The sequence below is a fragment of the Xanthomonas sp. 3307 genome (genome assembly GCF_014199735.1).
Taxonomy (GTDB): Bacteria; Pseudomonadota; Gammaproteobacteria; order Xanthomonadales; family Xanthomonadaceae; genus Xanthomonas_A; species Xanthomonas_A rydalmerensis.
On the sequence record NZ_JACHOG010000010.1, the window covers coordinates 68,911 to 90,352 of the forward strand.

The following is a 21,442-nucleotide window of genomic DNA, read 5'->3' on the forward strand; positions in this document are numbered from 1 at the left end:
GGATGAGGGTCCGGGCGTAGCCTCGCGTGCTTGGACTCTGCGAGACGCTTCGCGACGGACCCTCACCCCAACCCCTCTCCCGGAGGGAGAGGGGCTAGCGGCTCTTTCTTCCAACGGGAAAAGACCGGTCTCAAGGCGTCGCCGGCAATGGCGAGAACTCCGCAGGCACCCAGGCGAAGGCGGTGTCCGCGCGGCGCACGTGGCCCAGCCCCGGGAACGGCAGGTGCGCACCGGCCACCCACCAGCCGTGGTCCGCGGCCTGCGCCAGCATGCGCTTGCGCGCGGCGATCGCGGCATCGCGGTCGCTGTCTGCCTCGTACGATGCCTGCGGCTGCGCGAACTGCACCGCGTGGTAGTGCATCAGGTCGCCCCACACCAGCAACTGTTGCCCATCGCTGCCATCGAAGCGGTACGACACGTGCCCGGGCGTGTGCCCGTGGGTATCCAGCGCGACCGCGCCGCCAGGCAGCGCGTCGCCGGGGCGGAAACGGCGTAGCCGCTGCGTGGCCTGGTAGGGCGCCACCGCCGCACGCGCCAGCGGGAAGGCGAAGCGCAGCGCCTGCGGCGCACCGGCCTCGCTGGCCGTGTCCAGCCAGTACGCGGCGTCGGCATTGCTCAGCCACACCGTCGCCTTGGGATAGGCGGGTTGGCCGTGCGCGTCGAGCAGGCCGCACAGGTGATCGGGATGGGCGTGGGTGAGCAGCACGTCGTCGACCTGCTCGGGCGCATAGCCGGCCGCGCGCAGGTTGGCCAGCACCTGGCCGAGCCCGGGGCCGAAACAGGTGGCGGTGCCGGTATCGACCAGGGTCAGGTGCGTGCCGTCCTGGACCAGATAGGCGTTGACCGCGGTCTGCAGGCCCTTGTCGCTCTCCGGCACGTAGCGATGGTCGAGCAGGCGCGCGATCGCCTCCGGTGGAACGTTGTGCAATTGCGTGCGCGGCAGCGCTACGGTGCCATCGAACAGGGCGGTGACGCGCAGCCGGCCGATCGCCTGGCGATAGACGCCGGGCACCTGCGCAGCGGTCGCCTCCGGTGCGGCGGCATGGGCGGGGGACGGCAGCGTCAGCGCCGCGCTGGCGCTCAGCGCCAGCGCGCACAGCGCGCGCAACGGGAACAGGGGCATGGGGATTTCCTGGCAAAGCGGCAGGCGCCGCGGTACCGGCATGCTGCGCCGGCGCGGCTGCGCGATTCGCTCATTCCGCTGCGCGCGGCGCTCAGCGCCGACGCGGCTCAGTTGCCGATGCTGGACGGGTCCAGGCCGTAGCGTTGCTGGAAGCGTTGGCTGAAGCTGCGTACCGAGCGGTAGCCGGCGTGCGCGGCGACCGTCTTCAACGGCCAGCGCGTGGTGTAGAGCAACTGCATCGCATGCGCCAGGCGCGCATCGGCGAGCAGTTCGCGCAACGAGGTGCCTTCGCCGGCCAGGTGCCGGCGCAGGGTCGCGCCGCTCAGGCCCAGGCTGTCTTCGATGTCGCGCGAACGCCAGGCGCGTTGCGGCTGCGCGGCGACCAGGTCGCGCACCTGCGCGGCCACGCTCGGCGCCGGCGGCAGCAGCAGGCCGCCATGGCCGCGCCGGCACAGCGCCACCACCAGCGCCGCCAGCGCCAGCCGCGCCTCGGTGTAACGGCCGTCCTGCAGCGCCTGTCGCCATTGCAGCAGGGTGCCGCCGACGTCCTCGGCGCGCAGGCGCGCCAGCTCCGCGCCGGCGGCGGGCAGCGGTTCGTTCCACAGCACGCGCGCGGCGCTCAGCGCTTCCTCGCACAGTGGCACCAGCACGCTGAGATACACGCCGCTGTGCGGATCCGGGATGTTGACCACATCGATGCGGCAGCGCCGCGTCACCAGGAACAGATCGCCCGGCACGAAGGCCAGTGTCTGTGTCGCGGTGCGCACCTGCTTGCGTCCCTGCAGCAGGATCGCCAGCTGCGGCCGCGGGATCTCCACCGAGCGCGCACCGTGTTCGCGGCGCGCGCTGATGCAGGCATAGCCTTCGGCCTGCGCGCAGTCGGCCAGGCTGGCCAGGCGCGCCAGCAGCAGGGCGTCGGGGGAGGCGGTGTCGGCCATGGCTGACGATGCTACCGCAGCGCGTTGCGCGCGGGCTCGGACCTGCACGCCAGGATCCGGCCGATCGCATCGTGGCCAGCATTGCCGCCGCGCCGTGGACCGCCACCCGCCATGCAGACCGGAGGCGGCGCCAGGGAGACAAGGCGTGCGCCGTGGCCCCAGGCTCGCTGCCCGGGCAACGGGTACAGCGCGGTGATGCGCTGCGGACCGCCGACGCATCTCGCCTCACCGCCCACGACACGCGCTCGCCATCGGCGATCGAAAGAGCCGCGGCGGCTTGCACCACGCCGGATGAGGCCTACGCGGGAGGTTGCATGACCTCGATCGTGATCCCATCGGGCCCGCTGACGTAGGCAACGACGGTTCCCGCGCGTGGCCCGGCCTCGATAGGCCGGGGAGATCCTTTCAGGTGCCAGCCCTGCGCCTGGATCCTGGCGACAACCAAGTCGATATCCGCCACGGTGACGGCCAGATGGGTCGCGCCGATCGCGCCAGCGCTCTCGGGTGCCTTGCCCAACGTGCGGGCTGTCGAGTACTCGAGAAGTTCGATGGGAAACCCGGCGGGCGAGACCACCAGTGCCATGCGGCAACGCGGATCCTCGACACCCGTCACCTGCTGCAGGAAGTCGCCGCCCATTTCGCCCGTGCGAACAAGTTCGAAGCCCAGGGCCTCGGTCCAGAACTTGATCGCCTCCTCCAATGAGGAAACGGAGAATCCGACGTGGTCGACGACGACGGTATCGGTCTTGCTATTCATCACTCTGCTTCCCGTTCTGTTCGAAGGATAGGCGCGTCGTGGCCTTGTGTTCTACCCATGGCGCCTCGCTGGACAGGACACTCCTGTCGCTGCCACCTGGGGATTTCGAGGCGCAGGCACCGGCAATGACGGGGTGGTCAGTGCTCTCCTGGCGCCGTCAGTCAGGCGCCCAGCCTGCCGATCGCGAGCCTCCGGGAGATCGGGTGTCGGCCATGCCGCGATGCGACCGTGGCGTGCGCCGCGCCCGCTCAGACATGCACGCCGAATACATGGCCGATCGCGCCGCTGGCGAGCATCGCCACCGCGCCCCAGAACACCACGCGCGCCGCGCCGCGCAGGCCCGGGGCGCCACCGGCGCGCGCGGCCAGCGCGCCGGTCAGCGACAGGCCGACCAGGGTCGCCGCGCCGGTCACCCACAGTTGCCGGCCGTCCGGCGCCAGCCATGCGGCCATGATCGGTAGCGCCGCACCTGTGCAGAACGCCGCCGCCGACGCGGCCGCCGCCTGCAGCGGACGCGCGCGCAGGCTCTCGGTGATGCCGAGTTCGTCGCGCGCGTGCGCGCCCAGCGCATCGTGCGCGGTCAACTGCTCCGCGACCTGGCGGGCCAGCACGGGATCGAGCCCGCGCTGGCGATAGATCGCGGTGAGTTCGTCCAGCTCGCTCTGCGGATCCTCGTGCAGTTCGCGACGCTCCAGCGCCAGGTCGGCGCGTTCGGTGTCGGCCTGCGATTGCACCGACACGTATTCGCCGGCGGCCATCGACATCGCACCGGCGACCAGGCCGGCGATGCCGGTGGTCAACACCGTGGCGGCCGACGCGCCGCTGCTGGCCACGCCGACCACCAGGCCGGCCACGGAGAGGATGCCGTCGTTGGCGCCGAGCACGGCCGCGCGCAGCCAGCCGGCGCGGTCGGTGCGATGGCGTTCGGCGTGGGTCTGGCGCATGGCGCTGCCTGCAGCGGAGCGGAAGGAGACCGCAGCCTAGCCGAGTCAGTGCCGCGAGCGCTTGCTGCGTCTCACTCTCGACGCCGCCAGCGGCGCGACCGTGGAATGCTGCAGTGCCGCCGGTAGCGATACGGGCCTCGCCCCCGTCACGCTATAGTGCGGGCCTTGCGATGGCGGGACATTGTCCCCACATCGCCTCACCCGCCGTGCGAGTCCTGCCCTTGTCGAGCCCCAGCTACGTTGCCGAGACGCCGATCACCGACCGGGCCGAACTGGTCCAGGTGCTCGCCTCCGGAGAGAAGCCCGAAGCGCAGTGGCGCATCGGCACCGAGCACGAGAAGTTCGGCTTCCGCCTGGACGACCTGCGGCCGCCGACCTTCGAGGGCGAGCGCGGCATCGAGGCGCTGCTGCTCGGCCTGACCCGTTTCGGCTGGGAGCCGGTACGCGAAGCCGGGCACACCATCGCCCTGCTGCGCGACGGCGCTTCGGTGACGCTGGAGCCGGCCGGGCAACTGGAACTGTCCGGCGCGCCGCTGCCGACCATCCACGACACCTGCGTGGAGGTGGGCAGCCACCTCAACGAGGTCAAGCAGGTCGCCGACGAGTTGGGCCTGGGCTTCCTCGGCATGGGTTTCCAGCCGAAGTGGCGCCGCGACGAGATGCCGTGGATGCCCAAGGGCCGCTACCAGATCATGAAGAATTACATGCCCAAGGTCGGTTCGCTCGGCCTGGACATGATGACCCGCACCTGCACGGTACAGGTCAACCTGGATTACGCCAGCGAAGCGGACATGATCAAGAAGTTCCGCGTGTCGCTGGCCTTGCAGCCGATCGCCACCGCGCTGTTCGCTGACTCGCCGTTCGCCGAGGGCAAGCCCAACGGCTACCTCAGCTACCGCTCGCACATCTGGACCGACACCGACGCCGACCGCACCGGCATGCTCGACTTCGTGTTCGAGGACGGCTTCGGCTACGAGCGCTACGTCGACTACCTGCTCGATGTGCCGATGTACTTCTCCTACCGCGACGGCACCTACGTCGACGCCAGCGGGCAGAGCTTCCGCGATTTCATGCAGGGCAGGTTGCCGGCCTTGCCGGGCGCGCTGCCGACGCTGCGCGACTGGTCCGACCACATGACCACCGCGTTCCCGGAAGTGCGCTTGAAGAAGTACCTGGAAATGCGCGGCGCCGACGCCGGTCCGTGGGGCCGGTTGTGTGCGCTGTCGGCGTTCTGGGTCGGCCTGCTGTACGACGATGCCGCATTGGACGCGGCCTGGGACCTGGTCAAGGATTTCAGCCTGGTCGAACGCCACGCGCTGCGCGATGGCGTGCCGAAGCAGGCGCTGAAGCTGCCGTTCCGCAACGGCACCGTGCAGGACCTTGCCGCCGAGGCGGTGAAGATCGCCCTGGACGGTCTGCGCCGCCGCGCGCGCCTGAACCTCGACGGCCAGGACGAATCGCGCTTCCTCGAACCGCTGGTGGAGATCCTGCACGCCGGCGAGACCGCGGCCGAGCGCAAGCTGGCGCTGTACCACGGCGCGTGGCAGGGCGACATCGACCGTGTGTTCCGCGAGTTCGCGTACTGAGCGTCGCGCCGCACGCCCCTAGGCCAGCAGGACGATGACCGCGATCGAGGACATGGCGGGCCTGTTCCAGGGCGAGCCGATGCGATGGGGCGGACGGGGCGATCCGTATCTGTGGCAGGAGATGGCCTCGACCCTGGCCGGTGTGCCGCTGCCGGCGACGGCGGCGCAGTGCGAGGCGCTGCTCACCGAGACCTTCGCGCGCCTGGTCGGCACGGCGCTGGACGACGCCTCCGTCGAGTCGGTCTTCGTGCCGCGCCTCAGCCATGGCGGCATGTCCTCGGGGTACGTCAGCCTGGTGTTCTGGCGGGCGACCGCCGTGCCGCTGTTGCTTGCCCGCCACGCCGCGGCCCTGGCGCAGCGCCACGCGGGCGCCGCGCGGGCGTCGTGGTGGCGACGGCTATTCCGCTCGCGCTAGCCGCCTTGCCACCGCCCATCCGCGCGCTGGTTGCGTCGCAGGCGGGGCAGCCGCGCACGGATGGATTGCTGCCGTACGCCGCCGCCGACCTGGCCGAACGCAATGCGCCCTTCGAGGTCGCTCGTGATCTGCGGGCCATGTGCTGATCGGCGATGACAGCGGCGGCTAGGGCATGCTGGTCGCGCTGGTCGCACCGGCGCATCCGGTGTTCCTGTGCGATCTGGGTGCGCTGGCCGAGGAGAGTGCGTGCCGCTTGCGGCGTCGTCGCAGGACTGGATCGCGGAATGGTGCCCGCTTCCGCCGTAGCCGACTGCCCCCGTTGGCGAGGTAAGCTGCGCAGCTTGCGTGCCTGCTGTCGCTGAGGAATGTCCGCGTCGCCGTTGCGGTCCGGGCGGACAGTGCAGCGGCGGCGAAGAGATCATATGGGGGATGCATGAAACTGAAGAACGTTGGCATGGCGTTGCTCGTTGCCCTTGCCGTCTGCGCCTGCGGCGTGCAGAAGCAGGCCGACGCCAAGTTCGGCGACCAGCATTTCAAGACGGTGGTATCGCTGGTGGAGCTGTACAAGCTGCGTACCGGGTCCTATCCCGCGTCGTTGGCCGATCTCACCTTCACTGGCGATTGGGACCAGATCGCCATTGCGTCCGTCCAGTATCGGAAGCTGGACGATGGCTACGAACTCGATCTGGTGCGGGGGTGGGTCGGCCGCCCGGATCTGAGCTATCCGCCGGCGTTCTGGAACGGGCTTGGCCTGCGCAAATCCAATCTCAAGCACGCGCCTTGATGGCGCACGGCACGCGTTCGCAGGCGCTCGCAGAGCGCAGGAACGTTCGATGGCGTCTTCCCGAACGAGTTGCGCTTGTGGCCGCGTCGCTCGGATGCATGACATCCGCGCATGCGACGAGCCAATGCCCCACCGAGTTCGGTTCCAAGGATCCGCTCATCGATCTGCTCGGCTGGGCCGTGATCGTCAGCGGCGTGGTGCTGGGCGGCTGGCTGTGCGTGTGGGCGGTACGGCGCTCGCGCGGGCTGCGCCGGTGGCGGCGCGCGGCGATCGTCCTGGCCGGCGTGGTGGCGATGCTGCTGCTGTGGAGTGGCGGCCTGGTCCTGGCGATTGCGTGGTTCTTTCTGCGGTGCTAACACTGCCGGCCTCGGTGCGCGCGCACCGGGTCTGCGGTCCGCGGAGCCACGGGCCACGCCACCAGGGGGCATCGATGACCGATCCGTACAATTCCTCGCCGCCGCGTGCGGCGGCCTCGCCGCTGAACGATGCGATGGTGACCACCGCGCTGGAGCTTCCCGGTTACCGGATCGTGCGCAATCTGGGCATCGTGCGCGGCATCACCGTGCGCTCGCGCTCCATCGTCGGCAATTTCCTGGGCGGGCTGCAGACCATCTTCGGCGGCAATATCACCATCTATACCCAGCTGTGCGAGCAGGCACGCCTGGAGACCTACCGGGACATGCTGCAGCACGCACGGCAGATGGGCGGCAATGCCATCGTCGCGGTGCGCTACGACGCCACCGAGTTGATGGCCGGCCTGACCGAGGTGTTGTGTTACGGCACTGCGGTGGTGGTCGAGCCGAACCAGCGCTGAGCCGATCGGCATGAGGCGGTACGGCGGCGCGCCCGGCTCAGCCGCCGACCGCCTGGCACGGCAGCCGCACGCTGACCCGCAGGCCGCCCTCGGGGCGGTTGTCCAGGGCGATCTGGCCGCCATGCGCCAGCACGATGCTGTGCGCCACCGACAGGCCCAGGCCGATGCCGCCGGTATCGCGGTTGCGCGAGTTCTCGCCGCGGAAGAACGGCAGGAACAGCTTCTCGCGCTGCGCGGGATCGATCCCGGGGCCGTCGTCGTCGATCCACAGCACGCACTCGCCGGCCTCGCGACGCAACTGCAGGCGCGCGCGTTTGCCGTACTTCAGCGCGTTCTCCACCAGGTTCATCACCATGCGTCGCAGCGACAGCGGGTCGCCGTCGAGGGTGATGGCCTCGCCGAGCAGCAGCACCACGTCGGCGCCGGTGTCGCTGGCGTCGTCGACCACGCTTTCCACCAGCAGGCGGAAATCCAGCGGCGAGCGGGTGCCGCGGCGGCTGTCGTTGTGGATGAAGTCCAGCGCTGCGGAGATCATCGCCTTCATCTCGTCGATGTCGGCCATGGTCTTCTCGCGCAACGGCGGCTGCAGGGTCTCCAGGCGGAACGCCAGCCGCGCCAATGGCGTGCGCAGGTCGTGGGCGATCGCCGCGACCATGTGCGTGCGCTCGTTGATCAGCCGGTTCAGACGCGCCTGCATGGCGTTGAACGAATCGGCCGCCTGCACGATCTCGCTGGGACCGCTACGGCGCAGTGGTTGCGCGTCGGGATTGCGGCCGAGCTGGTCGGCCGCCTCGGCGAAACGCCGGATCGGTGCCGACAGCGCCCGCGAGAACCACCAGGCCAGCGGCAGCATCGCCAGCATGCCGACCAGGAACAGCATCACCACCTGGGTCTTGAATTCGTTGGAGAACCGCCGCGGCGGCGACATCACGCTGCGCCAGTGCCCATCGGGTTGGCGCAGCGCTGCGGTGAAGCCGTCCAGCAGCGGCACCGCCGGGGCGAAGCCGCGCTCGCGCCAGCCCACCGCGCGCATGGTCGCGCCGAAGGCGCCATTGCGCGGCGCCTCGCCCGGCGCGTGCGGCGGCTCCAGCGGTGGCGGTTGCTGCGCGGTGGCTGGCGGTGCCATCGCGGCGGGCGCGGGGGCGTCGTCGTCGGCGGCGACCGCGTGCGGCGGCGGCGGTGGGCGTTCGCCCAGGCGCAGGCGCAGGCGTTCCAGGCGGCCGTCGCTGTTGCGGTAGAAGCGCACCTGGTCCGGCGCCACTTCCAGCCAGTGCGCCATCAGCCGTTCGACGTTGCGGTCGCGCACCTGGTCGCGCGCCGGCAGCGGCGCATGCGCCGTGTCCTGCACCTTGAGGGTCTGGGTGCCGGCCGGCATGCGCGTGCTGAGCAGGGCGATCACTTCCGGCGGATGCACCGGCATCTCGTAGACCGGCGTGCGCAGCACCAGGGCGATGCCGATCAGCTGCGCGGTGAGCAGCGCCACCACCAGCAGCAGGAAGGCGCGGGCGAAGATCGGCACGCCGCGGCGGGCGCGCGTGGCCCCGCTCACAGGCGGGCGACGCTCGGCAGCAGCATGTAGCCCTCGTTGCGCACGGTGCGGATCAGTTCGGTCTGCACGCGTTCGTTGATCTTGCGGCGCAGGCGGCTGATCTGGCTGTCGATGGCGCGGTCGTAGACCTCGGTGTCGCGGCCGCGCGCGTAGTCGAGCAACTGATCGCGGCTGAGGACACGCTGCGGGTGCTCGACGAAGGTACGCAGCAGCGCGAACTCGCCGTCGGAAAGGTTGATGAAGATGCCGGTGGGGTCGCGCAGGTCGCGGCGGATCACGTCCAGCCGCCAGCCGGCGAATTCGTAGACGTTGCCGCGCGCTTCCGGCGGCAGCGTCGCCGCCTGGCTGCGTCGCAGCAGGGCGCGCACCCGCGCCAGCAGCTCGCGCGGGTTGCACGGCTTGGCCAGGTAGTCGTCGGCGCCCACTTCCAGGCCGATGATGCGGTCGGTGTCGCTGCCCAGCGCGCTGAGCATGATCACCGCCGGCGCGCCGCGCTCGCTGGCGAGCTGGCGGGCGGCGCTGAGGCCGTCCTCGCCGGGCATCATCACGTCCAGGATCACCAGGTCCGGCTGGCGCTCGGCCATCCGCAGGCGCATTTCCGCCACGGTCTCGGCGGTGTCCACCTGATACCCGTGGTCGCTCAGGAACTCGCTGATGAGTCGGCGCAGATCCGGATCGTCGTCGACGACCAGAATGAAGGATTTCATATCCACGATCTTGAGGGGCGGCCACACGGGGAGTCGCCCAGTCTAGACGTGGCCGCGGCTGCCTGGAACTGGGGCGGACAGGGACGTGGCCGCCGGAACCGGGGGCCGCGCTTGAACGCATGGCCATCATAGGCAGCGCCAGGGGCGCGAACATGGCCGGTTCGTGTCCTGTGCCGACATGCGTTGCCATGCGCCGGCACCTGCGCTGGCGGGGTCTCCGGCGGCGGCCGAGGACGCGCCGACGGGCTGCGGGGCGGTCCGGGCGTTCCCTTTTGCCGGCTGCGGGAATACTATCCCCCAGTATAGTTCCCGGGTTCCCCGTCGCATGCCGCATACCCCGCACGAGAAGAAGCGCGTCCTCGCCCGCATCCGCCGCCTGCGCGGCCAGACCGAAGCGTTGGAGCGCGCGCTCGAGGGCGGCGCCGAGTGCGCGGCGGTGTTGCAGCAGATCGCCGCCATCCGCGGTGCGGTCAACGGCCTCATGTCCGAGGTGATGGAAGCCCACGTTCGCGAAGAATTCGGCCAGCCCGCCAGCTCCGACGCGCAGCGCGCCGCGCGCGTGCGCGAGATGGGCATGCTGGTCCGCTCCTATCTCAAGTGATCCATACCCCACACCCATTTCCTCAGCCAGGAGAAATCGCATGAAATCCCGAGCCGCCGTTGCCTTCGAAGCCGGCCAGCCGCTGCAGATCGTGGAGATCGATGTCGAGCCGCCGCGCCAGGGCGAGGTGCTGGTGCGCATCACCCACACCGGCGTATGCCATACCGACGCGTTCACGCTGTCCGGCGACGACCCGGAAGGCATCTTCCCGGCGGTGCTCGGCCACGAGGGCGGCGGCATCGTCGAAGCGGTGGGCGAGGGCGTGACCAGCGTCAAGGTCGGCGACCACGTGATCCCGCTGTACACGGCCGAATGCCGCAAGTGCAAGTTCTGCCTGTCCGGCAAGACCAACCTGTGCCAGGCGGTGCGCGCCACCCAGGGCAAGGGCCTGATGCCTGACGGCACCACGCGCTTCTCCTACAACGGCCAGCCGATCTACCACTACATGGGCTGCAGCACCTTCAGCGAGTACACGGTGGTGCCGGAGATCTCGCTGGCCGTGGTCAATCCCGAAGCGCCGCTGGAGAAGGTGTGCCTGCTCGGCTGCGGCGTCACCACCGGCATCGGCGCGGTGCACAACACGGCCAAGGTGAAGGAAGGCGACAGCGTCGCGGTGTTCGGCCTGGGCGGCATCGGCCTGGCGGTGATCCAGGGCGCGGTGCAGGCCAAGGCCGGGCGCATCCTGGCCATCGACACCAATCCGGGCAAGTTCGAACTGGCGCGCAGCATGGGCGCCACCGACTGCATCAACCCGAAGGATTACAGCAAGCCGATCCAGGAGGTCATCGTCGAGCTGACCGACGGCGGCGTGGACTTCAGTTTCGAGTGCATCGGCAACGTGCACGTGATGCGTTCGGCGCTGGAGTGCTGCCACAAGGGCTGGGGCGAGAGCGTCATCATCGGCGTGGCCGGCGCCGGCCAGGAAATCAGCACGCGTCCGTTCCAACTGGTCACCGGCCGCGTCTGGCGCGGTAGCGCGTTCGGCGGGGTCAAGGGCCGCACCCAGCTGCCCGGCATGGTGGAGCAGGCGATGCACGGCGAGATCGACCTCGATCCGTTCATCACCCACACCCTGCCGCTGGACGAGATCAACGAAGCCTTCCACCTGATGCACGAGGGCAAGTCGATCCGTACCGTCATCCACTTCTGACCCGAAGGTCAGTCCGGCGCGCGGCCGTTTCCGCGCATTGCAGCGACGCAACGAACCCGGGAGGGGGAAAGATGAGTACTGTGACGATTCATCCGTCGGTGGATGCCGGCGTGCGTGCCGGCGCGGAGCAGTTCCAGGGCGGCACCCTGGAATGCCACTGCGCCAGCGACAAGGTGGTGGTGGACGTGGGTGCGCAGACCGCGCACAACCATGCCTGCGGCTGTACCAAGTGCTGGAAGCCGAAGGGCGCGACCTTCTCGGTGGTGGCGGTGGTGGCACGCGACAAGGTCAAGGTCACCGCGCATCCGGAGAAGCTGAAGGTGGTGGACGAGAGCGCGACGATCCGTCGTCACGCCTGCACCGGCTGTGGCGTGCACATGTACGGACGCATCGAGAACACCGAGCATCCGTTCTACGGCCTGGATTTCGTGCATACCGAACTGTCGCCGCAGCAGGGCTGGTCGGCACCGGGCTTCGCCGCGTTCGTGTCGTCGATCATCGAGAGCGGCACGCCCCCGGAGGCGATGGACGGGGTACGCAAGCGCCTGCGCGAACTGCAGCTGGAACCGTACGACTGCCTGTCGCCGCCGCTGATGGACGCGATCTCCACCCACGTGGCGCGCAAGAACGGCGTGCTGCACTGAAGCCCGCTGCCGCGCGCGTCGCCGTTCGGCGCGTCGCGGCATCCCCGCCTGCGGCCGGTCGCGGCCGCAGGCGCTCTCTCTACGGAACTGTCCATGGAACGCATCGAACACCATGCCTGCTGCGGCGGCTGGCAGGACGTCTATCGCCACGACTCGGCCGTGCTTGGCTGCCCCATGCAGGTGGCCGTGTACCTGCCGCCGCAGGCCGAGCACGCCACGCTGCCGGTGCTGTACTGGCTCAGCGGCCTCACCTGCACCGAGCAGAACTTCATCACCAAGGCCGGCGCGCAGCGCTACGCGGCCGAGCACGGGGTGATCCTGGTGGCGCCCGACACGAGTCCGCGTGGCGAGCAGGTCGCCGATGCCGAGGGCTACGACCTGGGCAAGGGCGCCGGCTTCTACGTCAACGCCACGCAGGCGCCGTGGGCTGCGCACTACCGCATGTACGACTACGTGGTGCAGGAACTGCCGGCGCTGATCGAAGCGCAGTTTCCGCACAACGGCCGCCGCGCGATCAGCGGGCATTCGATGGGCGGTCACGGCGCGTTGGTCATCGCGCTGAAGAATCCCGGCCGCTACCGCAGCGTGTCGGCGTTCTCGCCGATCGTGGCGCCGACCCAGGTGCCGTGGGGCGAGAAGGCGTTCACCGCCTACCTGGGCGAGGACCGCGCGCAATGGCAGGCGTACGACGCCAGCGTGCTGATCGGTAGCGCCAGCGAGCGCCTGCCGCTGCTGATCGACCAGGGCGGCGGCGACGAGTTCCTCGAGAAGCAGTTGCGTCCGCAGCTGCTGCAGGCCGCCGCCGAGGCAGCGGGTTATCCGGTGACCCTGCGCGTGCAGCCTGGCTACGACCACAGCTACTACTTCATCGGCAGCTTCATCGGCGAGCACATCGCCTTCCACGCACGCGCGCTGCAGGGCTGAGCGCGCTCCGCCGGCGGTCGCGCACGACGCGGACCGCCGGGCAGGGTGCCGCGCGCGGGGCTGCCGGTGACGCACCGGCCTTCCGCGCCGTCGCCTCTGGCCGTGCTGCACGGTGCCGGCGCGACGGCACGCGAGCAGGGCCGCCGGCCCCTTGCCGGGCGCGCAGATGACAGGCCGGTGACCACGACAGGCGCCGCGTGGCCGGTCTCGTAAACAAACAGGGGGCGCGAATCGCCCTTCACGCGGTTGTGCGACCGCGTTCGCGCCTGCTGAGACGGGCGCTGGCTAGATTGCGCAGGGTTCGCCCTCGCCACGTCCCTGGATCGGAGCCGCGCCATGTCTTGCCGTCGCATCTTGCTGCTCCCCTGGCAGCGCTGGCGCAGCCCGCTCAGCGCGGTGGCGATGCTTGCCTGCACGCTGTTTGGTGCCTGCGTGGCGTTGGCGATCGGCGCGGCGACGCCATAGCGCAAGCCGCTCCTGACTGCCGTCGATCGCGTTGCGCCGTTGCGTCGGATGACGTCACCACGGTCGTGTCCCACTGCGCGGGCGATCGCCGCGACCGGCCGGCGCTCGTGCATGGATTCGGATGCATCGCCTCGCTCGGAGGCGGGGCAGGACGCCTTGCAGTCGATTGGGAGGCAAGCGCTGGCAGCGCGTGCCTAGCGTGTGGAATGCGGCGCAGCGCTGGACGCCGAGTTCAGCGCGACAGCCGTGCAGCCAGCGCGCCCAGCCGCCGCATCGCGTGTTCCAGGGTCTCGCTCCACGGCTGGCCGCAGCTCAGCCGCAGGTGGTCGGCGTAGTCGCCGCGGCTGGAGAACAGATGCCCGGGCGAGGTGCCGATGCCCTCGGCTAGGGCGGCCTCGAACAGCGCCTGGCCACTGCCGGCGTCGGCCAGTTGCAGCCACAGCGACAGGCCGCCGGCCGGGTCGCCGATGCGGGTGCCGGCCGGCCAGTGCCGCAGCACTGCCTCGCGCAGGCGCTGGCCGTTGTCGGCCAGGGTGCGGCGCAGCTTGCGCAGGTGGCGTTCCAGGTCGTGCCGCTCCAGGTAGTCGGCCAGGGCCAGTTGCGGCAGGCTGGCGCCGCCGATGGTGGAGAAGTATTTGGCACGCACCAGCGCGTCGGTCCAGGCGCCGCCGAGCAGCCAGCCCACGCGCAGGCCGGGCGCCAGCACCTTGGAGAAGGCGCCGCAGGTGATCACGTTGCCGTGCGTGTCGAAATGGCGCAGCGGCCGTGGGCGCTGTCCCGACCAGTCGAGTTCGCCATAGATGTCGTCCTCGATCACCACCGTGCCGTGGCGTGCGCAACTGTCGAGCAGGCTGCGCTTGGCGCTGTCGGGCGTGAGGCTGCCGAGCGGATTGTTGAAGTTCGGCACCAGCACCGCGGCGCGCGCCGGCGTGCGCTGCAGCAGCGCGTCCAGGCGCGTGGCGTCGATGCCCTGGCCGGGCCGGTTGGGCACCTCCAGCACTTTCAGGCGTAGCGCCGCCACCGCTTGCAGGATGCCGTGGTAGGTCGGGGTCTCGACCAGCACCACGTCGCCGGGCGCGGTGAGGGTGCGCAGCGCCAGGCTGATCGCCTCCATCGCGCCGGCGGTCACCACCACCTCGTCGGCCGCCACGGCGGTGGCGCAGTGCGCGTAGCGCTGCGCGATCTGCCGGCGCAGCGCGGCGTGCCCCTGGGGCGGTGCGTAGTCGAGCGCGGCACTGCGCTGGCGGCGCAGTTGCCGCGCCAGTGCGCTGGCCAGGTGCGCGCCGGGCAGCAGCGCCGCCGCCGGCGTGGCGGTGTGCAGCGGCACCAGGTCCGAACGCGCGAGCATGTCCAGCACGCCTTGCAACGCGGGATTGGCGACTGTGCCCGGGGCGCGTCGTCGCGACGGGCCGGCGCCGGTCGGCACCGGCGTGGCCGCCGCGCGCACGAAATAGCCCGAGCGCGGCCGCGCCTGCACCCGGCCTTCGCGTTCCAGCTGCAGGCAGGCCTGCACCGCGGTGGCGGCGCTGATGCCGTGGCCGGCGGCCAGTTGCCGGATCGACGGCAGGCGCTCGCCGGCGCGCAGCGTGCCTTGCGCGATCTGGTCGCGCAACTGGCTGGCGAGGGCTTCGTACAGGCGCATGCGCGGGCCTCATCTGTATCGGTCGATTTGCAGCGTATCTGACTCTGTGCTGGTCGCCCAGCCGGGCGCACACTGGCCGCCTCCTTTCCGATCCCGCGAGGCCGCACGTGCAGCTGCCGCTGTTCATCGTCGATGCGTTCACCACGGTGCGGTTCCGCGGCAACCCGGCCGCGGTGGTGCCGCTGCAGGCCTGGCTGCCGGATGCGCTGATGCAGGCCATCGCCAGCGAGAACAATCTGTCGGAGACCGCGTTCTTCGTGCGCGAGGCCGACGGCGCGTTCGCGATCCGCTGGTTCTCGCCGCTGCGCGAAGTGGCGTTCTGTGGCCATGCCACCCTGGCCAGCGCCTTCGTCGTCGCCACCCAGGGCCTGGCACCGCTGCCCTTGCGGTTCCGCGCCGCGGCGGTCGGCGAGTTGGCGGTGGACCGCGAGGCCGACGGGCGTTTCGTCCTGCGCTTCCCGAACCAGGCGCCGACCGCATTGGCGACGGTGCCGCAGGAACTCGCGCAGGCGCTGTCGATCGCGCCGCAGGCGGCGTACCGCAACGCCCAGGCCTACATCGCCGTGTACGCGGACGAAGCCCAGGTGCGTGCGGTGGTGCCGGACCTGGCGCGGATGCTGGCGCTGGCGCCGCTGTGGGCGCAGCGCCTGGGCAAGCAGGACCTGCGCGCGTGGCAGGCCTCGGCGCGTGGCGGCGAACTGGACTGCCGGGTGACGCCGGACCACGTGCAGGTGCGCGGCGCGGCCGTGCAGTACCTGCACGGGAGCATCGAACTGTGAGCGCGGTGCAGGCAGCGCCTGTGGGCGCGGCACGGCGTGCGTTGTGGCAGTTGCTGCTGGCCGAGGTGCTGATCGGCTCGGTCGGCGTGTTCGTGCATGAGAGCGGCCAGGATCCGGTGACCGCGGTGTTCTACCGCTGCCTGTTCGGGGCGCTGTTCCTGACCGTGTGCGGCCTGCTCGGCGGACAGTTGCGCGGGTTGTGGCGCGAGCGCGCGTTGCTGCGCGACGCTGCGCTCAGCGGCGTGCTGCTGGTGCTCAACTGGGTGGCGCTGTTCGCCGGCATGGCGCGCTCCTCGATCGGCGTGGCGACGATGGTCTACCACGTGTTTCCGTTCGTCATGCTGATCCTGGCGGCGCTGTTGCAGGGCGAGCGCAGCCGGCGCTCGGACCTGGGCTGGACGCTGCTGGCCTTCGTCGGCGTGGCCTGTTCGGCCGATCCACTGCGGCTGTGGTCCAGCGCCGACCGAGGCTACCTGGTCGGCATCGCGTTGACCCTGCTCGGCGCGCTGCTGTGCGGCGCGTCGTTGCTGATGTCGCGGCGGATCAGCCGCGAGCGGCCGTTGGCGGTGGTGACGGTGCAGTGCTGGGTCGGTGCGGCGATGCTGGCCGGCTTCTCCAGCAGCGCGGCGCTGCATCCCGGACGGCACTGGTTCTGGCTGGTCGGCCTGGGCGTGATCCACAGCGGCGTGGTGTACGTGCTGTTCTACAGCGCCTACCGGCACCTGCACGTGGCGGCGATCGCGGTGGTCGCCTTCGTCTACCCGTTGGTGACGTTGTTGCTCGACTACCTGCTGTACGGCCACCGGCTGGTGCCGGTGCAGTGGCTCGGCCTGGCGCTGATCGTGCTGGGGACGCTGGCGGTCAATCTGCGCTGGTCCTGGCCGCGCCGCGCGGTCGCCGCACCCTAGCGGCGCGGCGCTCGCCTCGGCCACCGCAGCGCGGCGGCCGTGCCGTTCGGCTCAGCGCACGTCGCGCAGTTCCCAGCCGCTGCCGGCGAGCAGGCGCAGGCGCTGCTTGAGGATGTCGCCGGGGATGCTGGTGGTGGCGGACAGGTCGATGCGCAGATCGTCCTGGCGGCCGCTGACCCGTGCCGCCGGATCGGTCACGCCCAGGGCCGGATCCACCTCGTCCGGCTCCGGCTGCATCGCGCGCCAGCGCTCGAACCAGGCCGGATCGCTCAGGGCGGCCTGCAACTGTTCGGCGAAGGCGTCGGCGCCGTGCGCGGTGAAGCTCAGCGACGGTTGGCTGCCGCGGGCACGGGCGGGATCGGGCAGGCTGATCGAGTAGGTGACGGCCATGGGCATCTCTTGTGGGCGGTACGAAGCGGCGCAGCCTAGCAGAGCCGGCGGCGCCCCGCCGTCGACGTGGCCGACGCGCGGATCAGCCGAAGCGCAGCGCCTCGCCGGCGAAGCCCAGCACCAGCGCGCCCTTGCCGACGTTGACCATGCCGGTCAGGCTCATCACGCTTTCCAGCAGGTCCACGCCGTGGGTATCGCAGGCCTGGCGCAGTGCCGCGTAGCCGGGCAGGGCGTGCAGTTCTGCCAGTTCGCCGCCATAGCTCAGGCACAGCGTGGGCGTCATCAGCCCGGCCGCCACGCGTTTGGCGGCCAGGCCGAACAGCGTCTGCACGGCGTGGTCGAAGCCCTTGAGCTTGGCCACCGGCGCGGTCTCGCCGCGGTGGCAGTGCAGCACCGGCTTGATGTCCAGGGCCGAGCCGAGCGCGGCGCTGAGCAGGCCGACGCTGCGGTCGCCCTTGCTGCGCGCGCGGCTGCGCAGGTAATACAGGTCGCGCGCGATCATGTAGCCATGGGTGTGTTCGGCCAGCGTCTCCAGCCGCTCGCGGATGGCCTGCACGCCCGCGCCATCGGCACGCAACCGCACCGCCTCGACCGCCACCACCGCCTGTGCGGCGAACAGGTTCTGGGTGTCGATCACCCGCAGCGCGAACGGCGAGGCGTGGCCGGCGGCCTGACGAATCGGCTTGTAGTCGTTGAGGATGGCGAAGCCGGCCTGCTGCGCGTGGTCGTGGATCGGGCTGCGGGTCTTGGCGATGGTCAGGCAGAACACGTGGTCGTAGTCGATGACCAGCCGGCCCAGGAACAGCTCGCGGATCTGCGCCACGCTGTACGGCACGGTTTCGGCCTCGGCGCCGTGCGCGCTGACCTGCGCATGCAGGAACTCCAGCGTCGCTGCTTCGTCGCGGCGATCGGCGAGCACGGTGCCGCCGAGACGCACGCTGATCGGCAGGACCACCAGGTCGTGTCGGGCGATGTAGTCCTGCGGCAGATCGCAGGCGGAATCTACGACGATGCCGATGCGCATCCGCTGGATCTCCGGGAGGGGAAAATGTCGATGGACATGGAGACGGCTCAGGCGCCGCGCTGCACCGCGGCCGGCAGGGCGCCCAGGCGCGCCATCTCGCCGCGCTGCAGCAACTGCGGGTCGGCCAGCACCGCGCGCATCAGCGCGTGTGCGTCGTTGCCCCACAGCAGGGTGTCGTCGATCTGCAGGGTCGGCACGCCGAATACGCCGGCCGCCAGCGCCTGCTCGGTGTTGGCGCGCAGTTGCGCCTTGACCTGAGCCTCGGCGGTGGCCGCGGCCACGTCGGCGATGCCCAGCGCCTGGCCGACCGGCGCCAGCGCCGTGGCGTCGTCGCCGGCGTGGCCATCGCGCCACAGCCAGTCGAAGATCGCGTCGATGGCTTGCGGCGTGGTCCCGGCAGCGATGCACAGGCGCAGCGCGGTCAGCGGATTGAACGGATGCGCCGGCGGAAAGCGCAGCGGCACGCCCTGCTGCTGCGCCTGCCACTGCACGAAGCGATAGGTGAACTCGCGCTTGTGCGGCACCTCGGCCGGCCCGCGCGCCTGCAACTGGGCCAGCACCGCGCCGAACACGATCGGCACCGGCTGGATCCGGTCGAACTCCGGAAGCGTTTTCACCTGCTGCCAGTGCAGATAGGAAAACGGCGAGATGAAATCGAAGTACCAGCGCAACGTCATCGTGCTTCTCCGCAAGGACCCATCAGCTTATCGCGACGTCGTGCCCACTGCGACTCGCTGCGCATGGTGCAGTGCGGAATGCTGGTGCCGCTTGGGCGTCGCGACGACAGCGCTGCGTAGACGATGCCCTGCCGAAAATCTCGCCGGCACGAGATACCTGTGAAGCGCCCCACGCCCGCGGCCTGGATCGCGGTAGCGCTATTGCGCTGGCGCATGGCGCGCGCGGGTCTTGTCATAGCTCGTGGCGCGCGTGCCTTGCTAGCGTCCGCCGCGGCAGCACCTTCGCTGCCCCTGCACGCTCAGGAGAGACCGCCATGCACGCTTCCGCTCCCGTTTGCGCCGCCACCGCTTCGCCGCGCCTTCCCGCCACCGTTGCACCGTCACTGCGCGGCCGCATGCGGTCCGTGCGCGCGCTGCTCGCCGCGGCCCTGTTCGCCGCTGCGCCGATGGCGCTGGCCGGGCCCTACCAGGTCTACGGCAACCAGTACGCCTGGGTGAACAACTTCAACGATCCCAACAACGTCATCCAGGGCACCTTCCACAGCGGCAGCACGCCGAGCATGACCGTGACCTTCAATTTCCCCAACGCCAGCCTGTACGGCTATCCGGCGATCCTGCGCGGCTCGCACTACGGCTTCAATCCCACCTCCGACCGCACCTTCCCGCGCCAGGTCTCGGCCCTGCGCTCCTTGCCGGCGACCTTCGCGTACTCGTCCGGCGGCAGCAACCTGGCCGGCGACTTCGCCTACGACCTGTTCTTCCGCTGGGACAGCACGGTCTCCTCCAGCGCGATCCCGCAGGCCGAAGTGATGATCTGGGGCGGCCACAACTCGTATCCGATCGGCACCCTCACCGCCAGCAACGTCATCAGCGCCGGCGGCTACACCTTCGATCTGTGGGAAGGCATGAACAGCGCCGCCGGCTACTACGTCTACACCTTCATTCCGCACAACACCGCCGGCCAGCCGACCCTGCCGAGCAACGGCAATCTCGACATCGACATCAAGCCGTTCCTCAACTGGCTGCACACCAACCGCGCGCAGGACGGGCGCTTCAGCAACGCGATGTACCTGCACGTGGTCGAGGCCGGCTTCGAGGTGGTGCGCGGCAACGGCTGGGCCTGGATCCAGGCCAACATCGGCGCCAACTGAGCGCACGGCGTCGGCGCTCGCGCGACCGACGCATCGATCCGCGCATCGGTTGGTCGCGGCCTGTCGCGGTCGGTGCGTCGCGCGTGCGTTTTTCGCGCGGCATGGTACGGCGCATCGCCGCTCGCGCACGTCGTCGCCAGCGACGTGCGGCACGCCTGGGCAATGCCGCACCTGCGCCGCCGGCGACGCTAGTGGCTGTAGGCCTTCGGCAGCGCGCCGCTCTGCTGCATGTAGCGGTCGCGCAGTTCGGTCTGCCGCGAGCGCATCGGGATGGCGCGGCCGCCCAGCCAGACCTGCTCGGCGTAGTGCGCCACGTCCAGCGGATCGCCTTCCCACAGCACCAGGTCGGCGAGCTTGCCGGGGGCGATGCTGCCCAGGCGGTCACCCACGCCGAAGGCCTCGGCCGGGACACGAGTCAGGCCGGCCAGGGCGGCATCCCACGGCAGCCCGTGGGCGACCGCGTTGCCGGCCAACTGCCGCTGCTTGCGCGCGTTGTGCGCGCCGTCGCCGCCCTGGGTGAAGCTCACCGCCACGCCGGCGGCATTAAGGCGTGCGGCGTTCTCCAGGGTGGCGCCGATCTGGTCGAAGCTGGCCGGCAGGTCGTCCAGTGCGTTGACGAACACCGGGACCTGCGCCTTTGCCAGTTCCGGCGCCAGCTTCCAGGCCTCGTCGCCGCCGGCGATGGCGATGCGCACCTTCTCGCGCTGGGCCCAGCGCAGCAGTTGGCGGATGTCGGCCGCCCGGTTCACCGTCACCACGATGCGGCCCTGGCCGGCGAGATAGCGCGCCAGCACCGCGCGTCCGGCCGGGGTCAACAGCGCATGCGGCGAATCGGCAGGCATGCGCCCACGCGCTTCGGCCACCAACTGGTCGAGCAGCATCCACTGCGCCGCGCGCGACTTGCCGCTCAGTTCCAGCGCATCGCTTCCCAGGTGCAGGTACAGCGCGTGCGGGCCGATCGGGTCGGCGCCGCCGTCCAGGCGCATCACCGCGCCCTGGCCGGCGACGAAGGCGCCGCCGGTATTGGCGCCGAGCGCGGTGAAGCCGATGCCTTCCACCCGTGCGACTGGGATCAGCACCGACTCGGGGTTGTAGGCCAGGGTCACGTCGAACTCCGGACGCATCGGCTGGTCGTGCGGCAGGGTCAGCGTGCTGTCGACGGTGGAGGCCTCGCCGGAGACCTCCTCGATGCCGATCTCGGTGATGCCGCCGAACAGCGCCGGGGTCAGCGGGCGGCCCTTGGCCTCGACCACGGCCATGCCGGCCGGCGCGCTCAGGCCGGGGCCGACCGCGCGGATCACCCCGCCCTGGACCAGCACGTCGGCATTGGCGAGGGTGCCGCGGGCGCTGGCGGTGTGCACGGTGGCGCCGCGGATCAGCACGTCCTGGGCGAAGCCGGGCGCGCTGCCGAGCAGCAGGCAGGCGGCCAGGGCCAGGCGCTGCGCCAGGCGATGGGGCGAGTGCATGGCG

General features: G+C 70.6%; 24 protein-coding genes. 13 read left to right on the forward strand and 11 right to left on the reverse strand.

The window, feature by feature from the left end; translation table 11 throughout:
• Window positions 1–130 precede the first annotated feature (130 nt).
• The 4 genes from GGR64_RS18930 to GGR64_RS18945 all read right to left on the reverse strand — a co-directional run bounded on the left by GGR64_RS18930 (window position 131) and on the right by GGR64_RS18945 (window position 3,762).
• Entirely contained in the window at window positions 131–1,123 is a 993-nt protein-coding gene (locus GGR64_RS18930) for an MBL fold metallo-hydrolase (RefSeq protein WP_184647763.1), read from the reverse strand.
• 107 nt (window positions 1,124–1,230) lie between these two features.
• Window positions 1,231–2,061 carry a helix-turn-helix domain-containing protein gene (locus GGR64_RS18935; RefSeq protein ID WP_184647765.1) on the reverse strand — a complete coding sequence of 277 codons (831 nt, stop codon included), beginning with the start codon at window positions 2,059–2,061 and terminating at the stop codon, window positions 1,231–1,233.
• 298 nt (window positions 2,062–2,359) lie between these two features.
• Window positions 2,360–2,818, reverse strand: a complete 459-nt coding sequence (locus tag GGR64_RS18940; RefSeq protein ID WP_184647767.1) for a VOC family protein — start codon at window positions 2,816–2,818, stop codon at window positions 2,360–2,362.
• A gap of 248 nt (window positions 2,819–3,066) precedes the next feature.
• A complete protein-coding gene (locus GGR64_RS18945; RefSeq protein WP_184647769.1) occupies window positions 3,067–3,762 on the reverse strand; it encodes a VIT family protein in 696 nt (231 codons plus the stop codon).
• 221 nt (window positions 3,763–3,983) lie between these two features.
• Between GGR64_RS18945 and GGR64_RS18950 the strand changes: the two genes are divergently transcribed.
• From GGR64_RS18950 to GGR64_RS18970, 5 genes are all read left to right on the forward strand, one after another.
• Complete coding sequence (locus GGR64_RS18950; RefSeq protein ID WP_184647771.1) at window positions 3,984–5,348, forward strand: glutamate--cysteine ligase; 1,365 nt, start codon at window positions 3,984–3,986, stop codon at window positions 5,346–5,348.
• Between the two features lie 34 nt (window positions 5,349–5,382).
• Window positions 5,383–5,763, forward strand: coding sequence for a hypothetical protein (locus GGR64_RS18955; protein ID WP_184647773.1), 381 nt, complete (start codon window positions 5,383–5,385; stop codon window positions 5,761–5,763).
• Window positions 5,764–6,196: 433 nt separating this feature from the next.
• Complete coding sequence (locus GGR64_RS18960; RefSeq protein ID WP_160966863.1) at window positions 6,197–6,547, forward strand: hypothetical protein; 351 nt, start codon at window positions 6,197–6,199, stop codon at window positions 6,545–6,547.
• Window positions 6,548–6,624: 77 nt separating this feature from the next.
• Window positions 6,625–6,903 (forward strand): hypothetical protein, encoded by a 279-nt coding sequence (locus GGR64_RS18965; protein WP_326520379.1) that lies wholly within the window; start codon window positions 6,625–6,627, stop codon window positions 6,901–6,903.
• A 74-nt stretch (window positions 6,904–6,977) separates the two neighbouring features.
• The gene (locus tag GGR64_RS18970; protein WP_184647775.1) at window positions 6,978–7,361 is read left to right on the forward strand and encodes a YbjQ family protein; all 384 of its coding nucleotides are present in this window, start codon (window positions 6,978–6,980) and stop codon (window positions 7,359–7,361) included.
• Between the two features lie 37 nt (window positions 7,362–7,398).
• On the opposite strand, the gene GGR64_RS18975 is transcribed toward GGR64_RS18970, so the two are convergent.
• Window positions 7,399–8,910, reverse strand: coding sequence for an ATP-binding protein (locus GGR64_RS18975; protein ID WP_184647777.1), 1,512 nt, complete (start codon window positions 8,908–8,910; stop codon window positions 7,399–7,401).
• Window positions 8,907–9,623, reverse strand: coding sequence for a response regulator transcription factor (locus GGR64_RS18980; protein ID WP_026143454.1), 717 nt, complete (start codon window positions 9,621–9,623; stop codon window positions 8,907–8,909). The genes GGR64_RS18975 and GGR64_RS18980 overlap by 4 nt, the downstream gene beginning before the upstream one ends.
• A 319-nt stretch (window positions 9,624–9,942) precedes the next feature.
• Here GGR64_RS18980 and GGR64_RS18985 point away from each other — a divergent pair, with 319 nt between their 5' ends.
• The 5 genes from GGR64_RS18985 to GGR64_RS20960 all read left to right on the forward strand — a co-directional run bounded on the left by GGR64_RS18985 (window position 9,943) and on the right by GGR64_RS20960 (window position 13,401).
• Window positions 9,943–10,218, forward strand: coding sequence for a metal/formaldehyde-sensitive transcriptional repressor (locus tag GGR64_RS18985; protein ID WP_048490915.1), 276 nt, complete (start codon window positions 9,943–9,945; stop codon window positions 10,216–10,218).
• Between the two features lie 40 nt (window positions 10,219–10,258).
• Window positions 10,259–11,368: an S-(hydroxymethyl)glutathione dehydrogenase/class III alcohol dehydrogenase gene (locus GGR64_RS18990; RefSeq protein WP_048490914.1), complete on the forward strand. Its 1,110-nt coding sequence runs from the start codon at window positions 10,259–10,261 to the stop codon at window positions 11,366–11,368.
• A gap of 71 nt (window positions 11,369–11,439) precedes the next feature.
• Entirely contained in the window at window positions 11,440–12,012 is a 573-nt protein-coding gene (gene gfa, locus GGR64_RS18995) for an S-(hydroxymethyl)glutathione synthase (RefSeq protein ID WP_160966871.1), read from the forward strand.
• Between the two features lie 93 nt (window positions 12,013–12,105).
• Window positions 12,106–12,936, forward strand: coding sequence for an S-formylglutathione hydrolase (fghA, locus tag GGR64_RS19000; protein WP_184447144.1), 831 nt, complete (start codon window positions 12,106–12,108; stop codon window positions 12,934–12,936).
• 336 nt (window positions 12,937–13,272) lie between these two features.
• Entirely contained in the window at window positions 13,273–13,401 is a 129-nt protein-coding gene (locus GGR64_RS20960; RefSeq protein WP_260303487.1) for a hypothetical protein, read from the forward strand.
• A 232-nt stretch (window positions 13,402–13,633) separates the two neighbouring features.
• Here GGR64_RS20960 and GGR64_RS19005 read toward each other — a convergent pair whose 3' ends face one another.
• Window positions 13,634–15,043 carry a PLP-dependent aminotransferase family protein gene (locus GGR64_RS19005; protein ID WP_184647779.1) on the reverse strand — a complete coding sequence of 470 codons (1,410 nt, stop codon included), beginning with the start codon at window positions 15,041–15,043 and terminating at the stop codon, window positions 13,634–13,636.
• Window positions 15,044–15,150: 107 nt separating this feature from the next.
• On the opposite strand from GGR64_RS19005, the gene GGR64_RS19010 reads away from it, so the two are divergent.
• Complete coding sequence (locus GGR64_RS19010; protein WP_184647781.1) at window positions 15,151–15,822, forward strand: PhzF family phenazine biosynthesis isomerase; 672 nt, start codon at window positions 15,151–15,153, stop codon at window positions 15,820–15,822.
• A complete protein-coding gene (locus GGR64_RS19015) occupies window positions 15,819–16,730 on the forward strand; it encodes a DMT family transporter (protein ID WP_184647783.1) in 912 nt (303 codons plus the stop codon). The genes GGR64_RS19010 and GGR64_RS19015 overlap by 4 nt, the downstream gene beginning before the upstream one ends.
• 51 nt (window positions 16,731–16,781) lie before the next feature.
• On the opposite strand, the gene GGR64_RS19020 is transcribed toward GGR64_RS19015, so the two are convergent.
• The 3 genes from GGR64_RS19020 to GGR64_RS19030 form a co-directional block, all read right to left on the reverse strand.
• The gene (locus GGR64_RS19020) at window positions 16,782–17,120 is read right to left on the reverse strand and encodes a hypothetical protein (protein ID WP_160966881.1); all 339 of its coding nucleotides are present in this window, start codon (window positions 17,118–17,120) and stop codon (window positions 16,782–16,784) included.
• Between the two features lie 82 nt (window positions 17,121–17,202).
• Entirely contained in the window at window positions 17,203–18,144 is a 942-nt protein-coding gene (locus tag GGR64_RS19025; protein WP_184647785.1) for a DegV family protein, read from the reverse strand.
• A 47-nt stretch (window positions 18,145–18,191) separates the two neighbouring features.
• Entirely contained in the window at window positions 18,192–18,821 is a 630-nt protein-coding gene (locus GGR64_RS19030; protein ID WP_184647787.1) for a DsbA family protein, read from the reverse strand.
• Window positions 18,822–19,216: 395 nt separating this feature from the next.
• Between GGR64_RS19030 and GGR64_RS19035 the strand changes: the two genes are divergently transcribed.
• Window positions 19,217–19,972 carry a cellulase gene (locus tag GGR64_RS19035; RefSeq protein ID WP_260303489.1) on the forward strand — a complete coding sequence of 252 codons (756 nt, stop codon included), beginning with the start codon at window positions 19,217–19,219 and terminating at the stop codon, window positions 19,970–19,972.
• 188 nt (window positions 19,973–20,160) lie between these two features.
• Here GGR64_RS19035 and GGR64_RS19040 read toward each other — a convergent pair whose 3' ends face one another.
• Window positions 20,161–21,438 (reverse strand): amidohydrolase family protein, encoded by a 1,278-nt coding sequence (locus tag GGR64_RS19040; protein WP_260303497.1) that lies wholly within the window; start codon window positions 21,436–21,438, stop codon window positions 20,161–20,163.
• Window positions 21,439–21,442: the final 4 nt, after the last annotated feature.

Excerpts from the sequence above, each read along its gene's own strand:
- GGR64_RS18930 (WP_184647763.1), bottom strand. The coding sequence starts at position 1,123 with ATGCCCCTGTTCCCGTTGCGCGCGCTGTGCGCGCTGGCGCTGAGCGCC.
- GGR64_RS18935 (WP_184647765.1), bottom strand. The coding sequence starts at position 2,061 with ATGGCCGACACCGCCTCCCCCGACGCCCTGCTGCTGGCGCGCCTGGCC.
- GGR64_RS18940 (WP_184647767.1), bottom strand. The coding sequence starts at position 2,818 with ATGAATAGCAAGACCGATACCGTCGTCGTCGACCACGTCGGATTCTCC.
- GGR64_RS18945 (WP_184647769.1), bottom strand. The coding sequence starts at position 3,762 with ATGCGCCAGACCCACGCCGAACGCCATCGCACCGACCGCGCCGGCTGG.
- GGR64_RS18955 (WP_184647773.1), top strand. The coding sequence starts at position 5,383 with ATGACCGCGATCGAGGACATGGCGGGCCTGTTCCAGGGCGAGCCGATG.
- GGR64_RS18960 (WP_160966863.1), top strand. The coding sequence starts at position 6,197 with ATGAAACTGAAGAACGTTGGCATGGCGTTGCTCGTTGCCCTTGCCGTC.
- GGR64_RS18970 (WP_184647775.1), top strand. The coding sequence starts at position 6,978 with ATGACCGATCCGTACAATTCCTCGCCGCCGCGTGCGGCGGCCTCGCCG.
- GGR64_RS18985 (WP_048490915.1), top strand. The coding sequence starts at position 9,943 with ATGCCGCATACCCCGCACGAGAAGAAGCGCGTCCTCGCCCGCATCCGC.
- GGR64_RS18990 (WP_048490914.1), top strand. The coding sequence starts at position 10,259 with ATGAAATCCCGAGCCGCCGTTGCCTTCGAAGCCGGCCAGCCGCTGCAG.
- gfa (WP_160966871.1), top strand. The coding sequence starts at position 11,440 with ATGAGTACTGTGACGATTCATCCGTCGGTGGATGCCGGCGTGCGTGCC.
- fghA (WP_184447144.1), top strand. The coding sequence starts at position 12,106 with ATGGAACGCATCGAACACCATGCCTGCTGCGGCGGCTGGCAGGACGTC.
- GGR64_RS20960 (WP_260303487.1), top strand. The coding sequence starts at position 13,273 with ATGTCTTGCCGTCGCATCTTGCTGCTCCCCTGGCAGCGCTGGCGCAGC.
- GGR64_RS19005 (WP_184647779.1), bottom strand. The coding sequence starts at position 15,043 with ATGCGCCTGTACGAAGCCCTCGCCAGCCAGTTGCGCGACCAGATCGCG.
- GGR64_RS19020 (WP_160966881.1), bottom strand. The coding sequence starts at position 17,120 with ATGGCCGTCACCTACTCGATCAGCCTGCCCGATCCCGCCCGTGCCCGC.
- GGR64_RS19025 (WP_184647785.1), bottom strand. The coding sequence starts at position 18,144 with ATGCGCATCGGCATCGTCGTAGATTCCGCCTGCGATCTGCCGCAGGAC.
- GGR64_RS19030 (WP_184647787.1), bottom strand. The coding sequence starts at position 18,821 with ATGACGTTGCGCTGGTACTTCGATTTCATCTCGCCGTTTTCCTATCTG.
- GGR64_RS19035 (WP_260303489.1), top strand. The coding sequence starts at position 19,217 with ATGCGGTCCGTGCGCGCGCTGCTCGCCGCGGCCCTGTTCGCCGCTGCG.
- GGR64_RS19040 (WP_260303497.1), bottom strand. The coding sequence starts at position 21,438 with ATGCACTCGCCCCATCGCCTGGCGCAGCGCCTGGCCCTGGCCGCCTGC.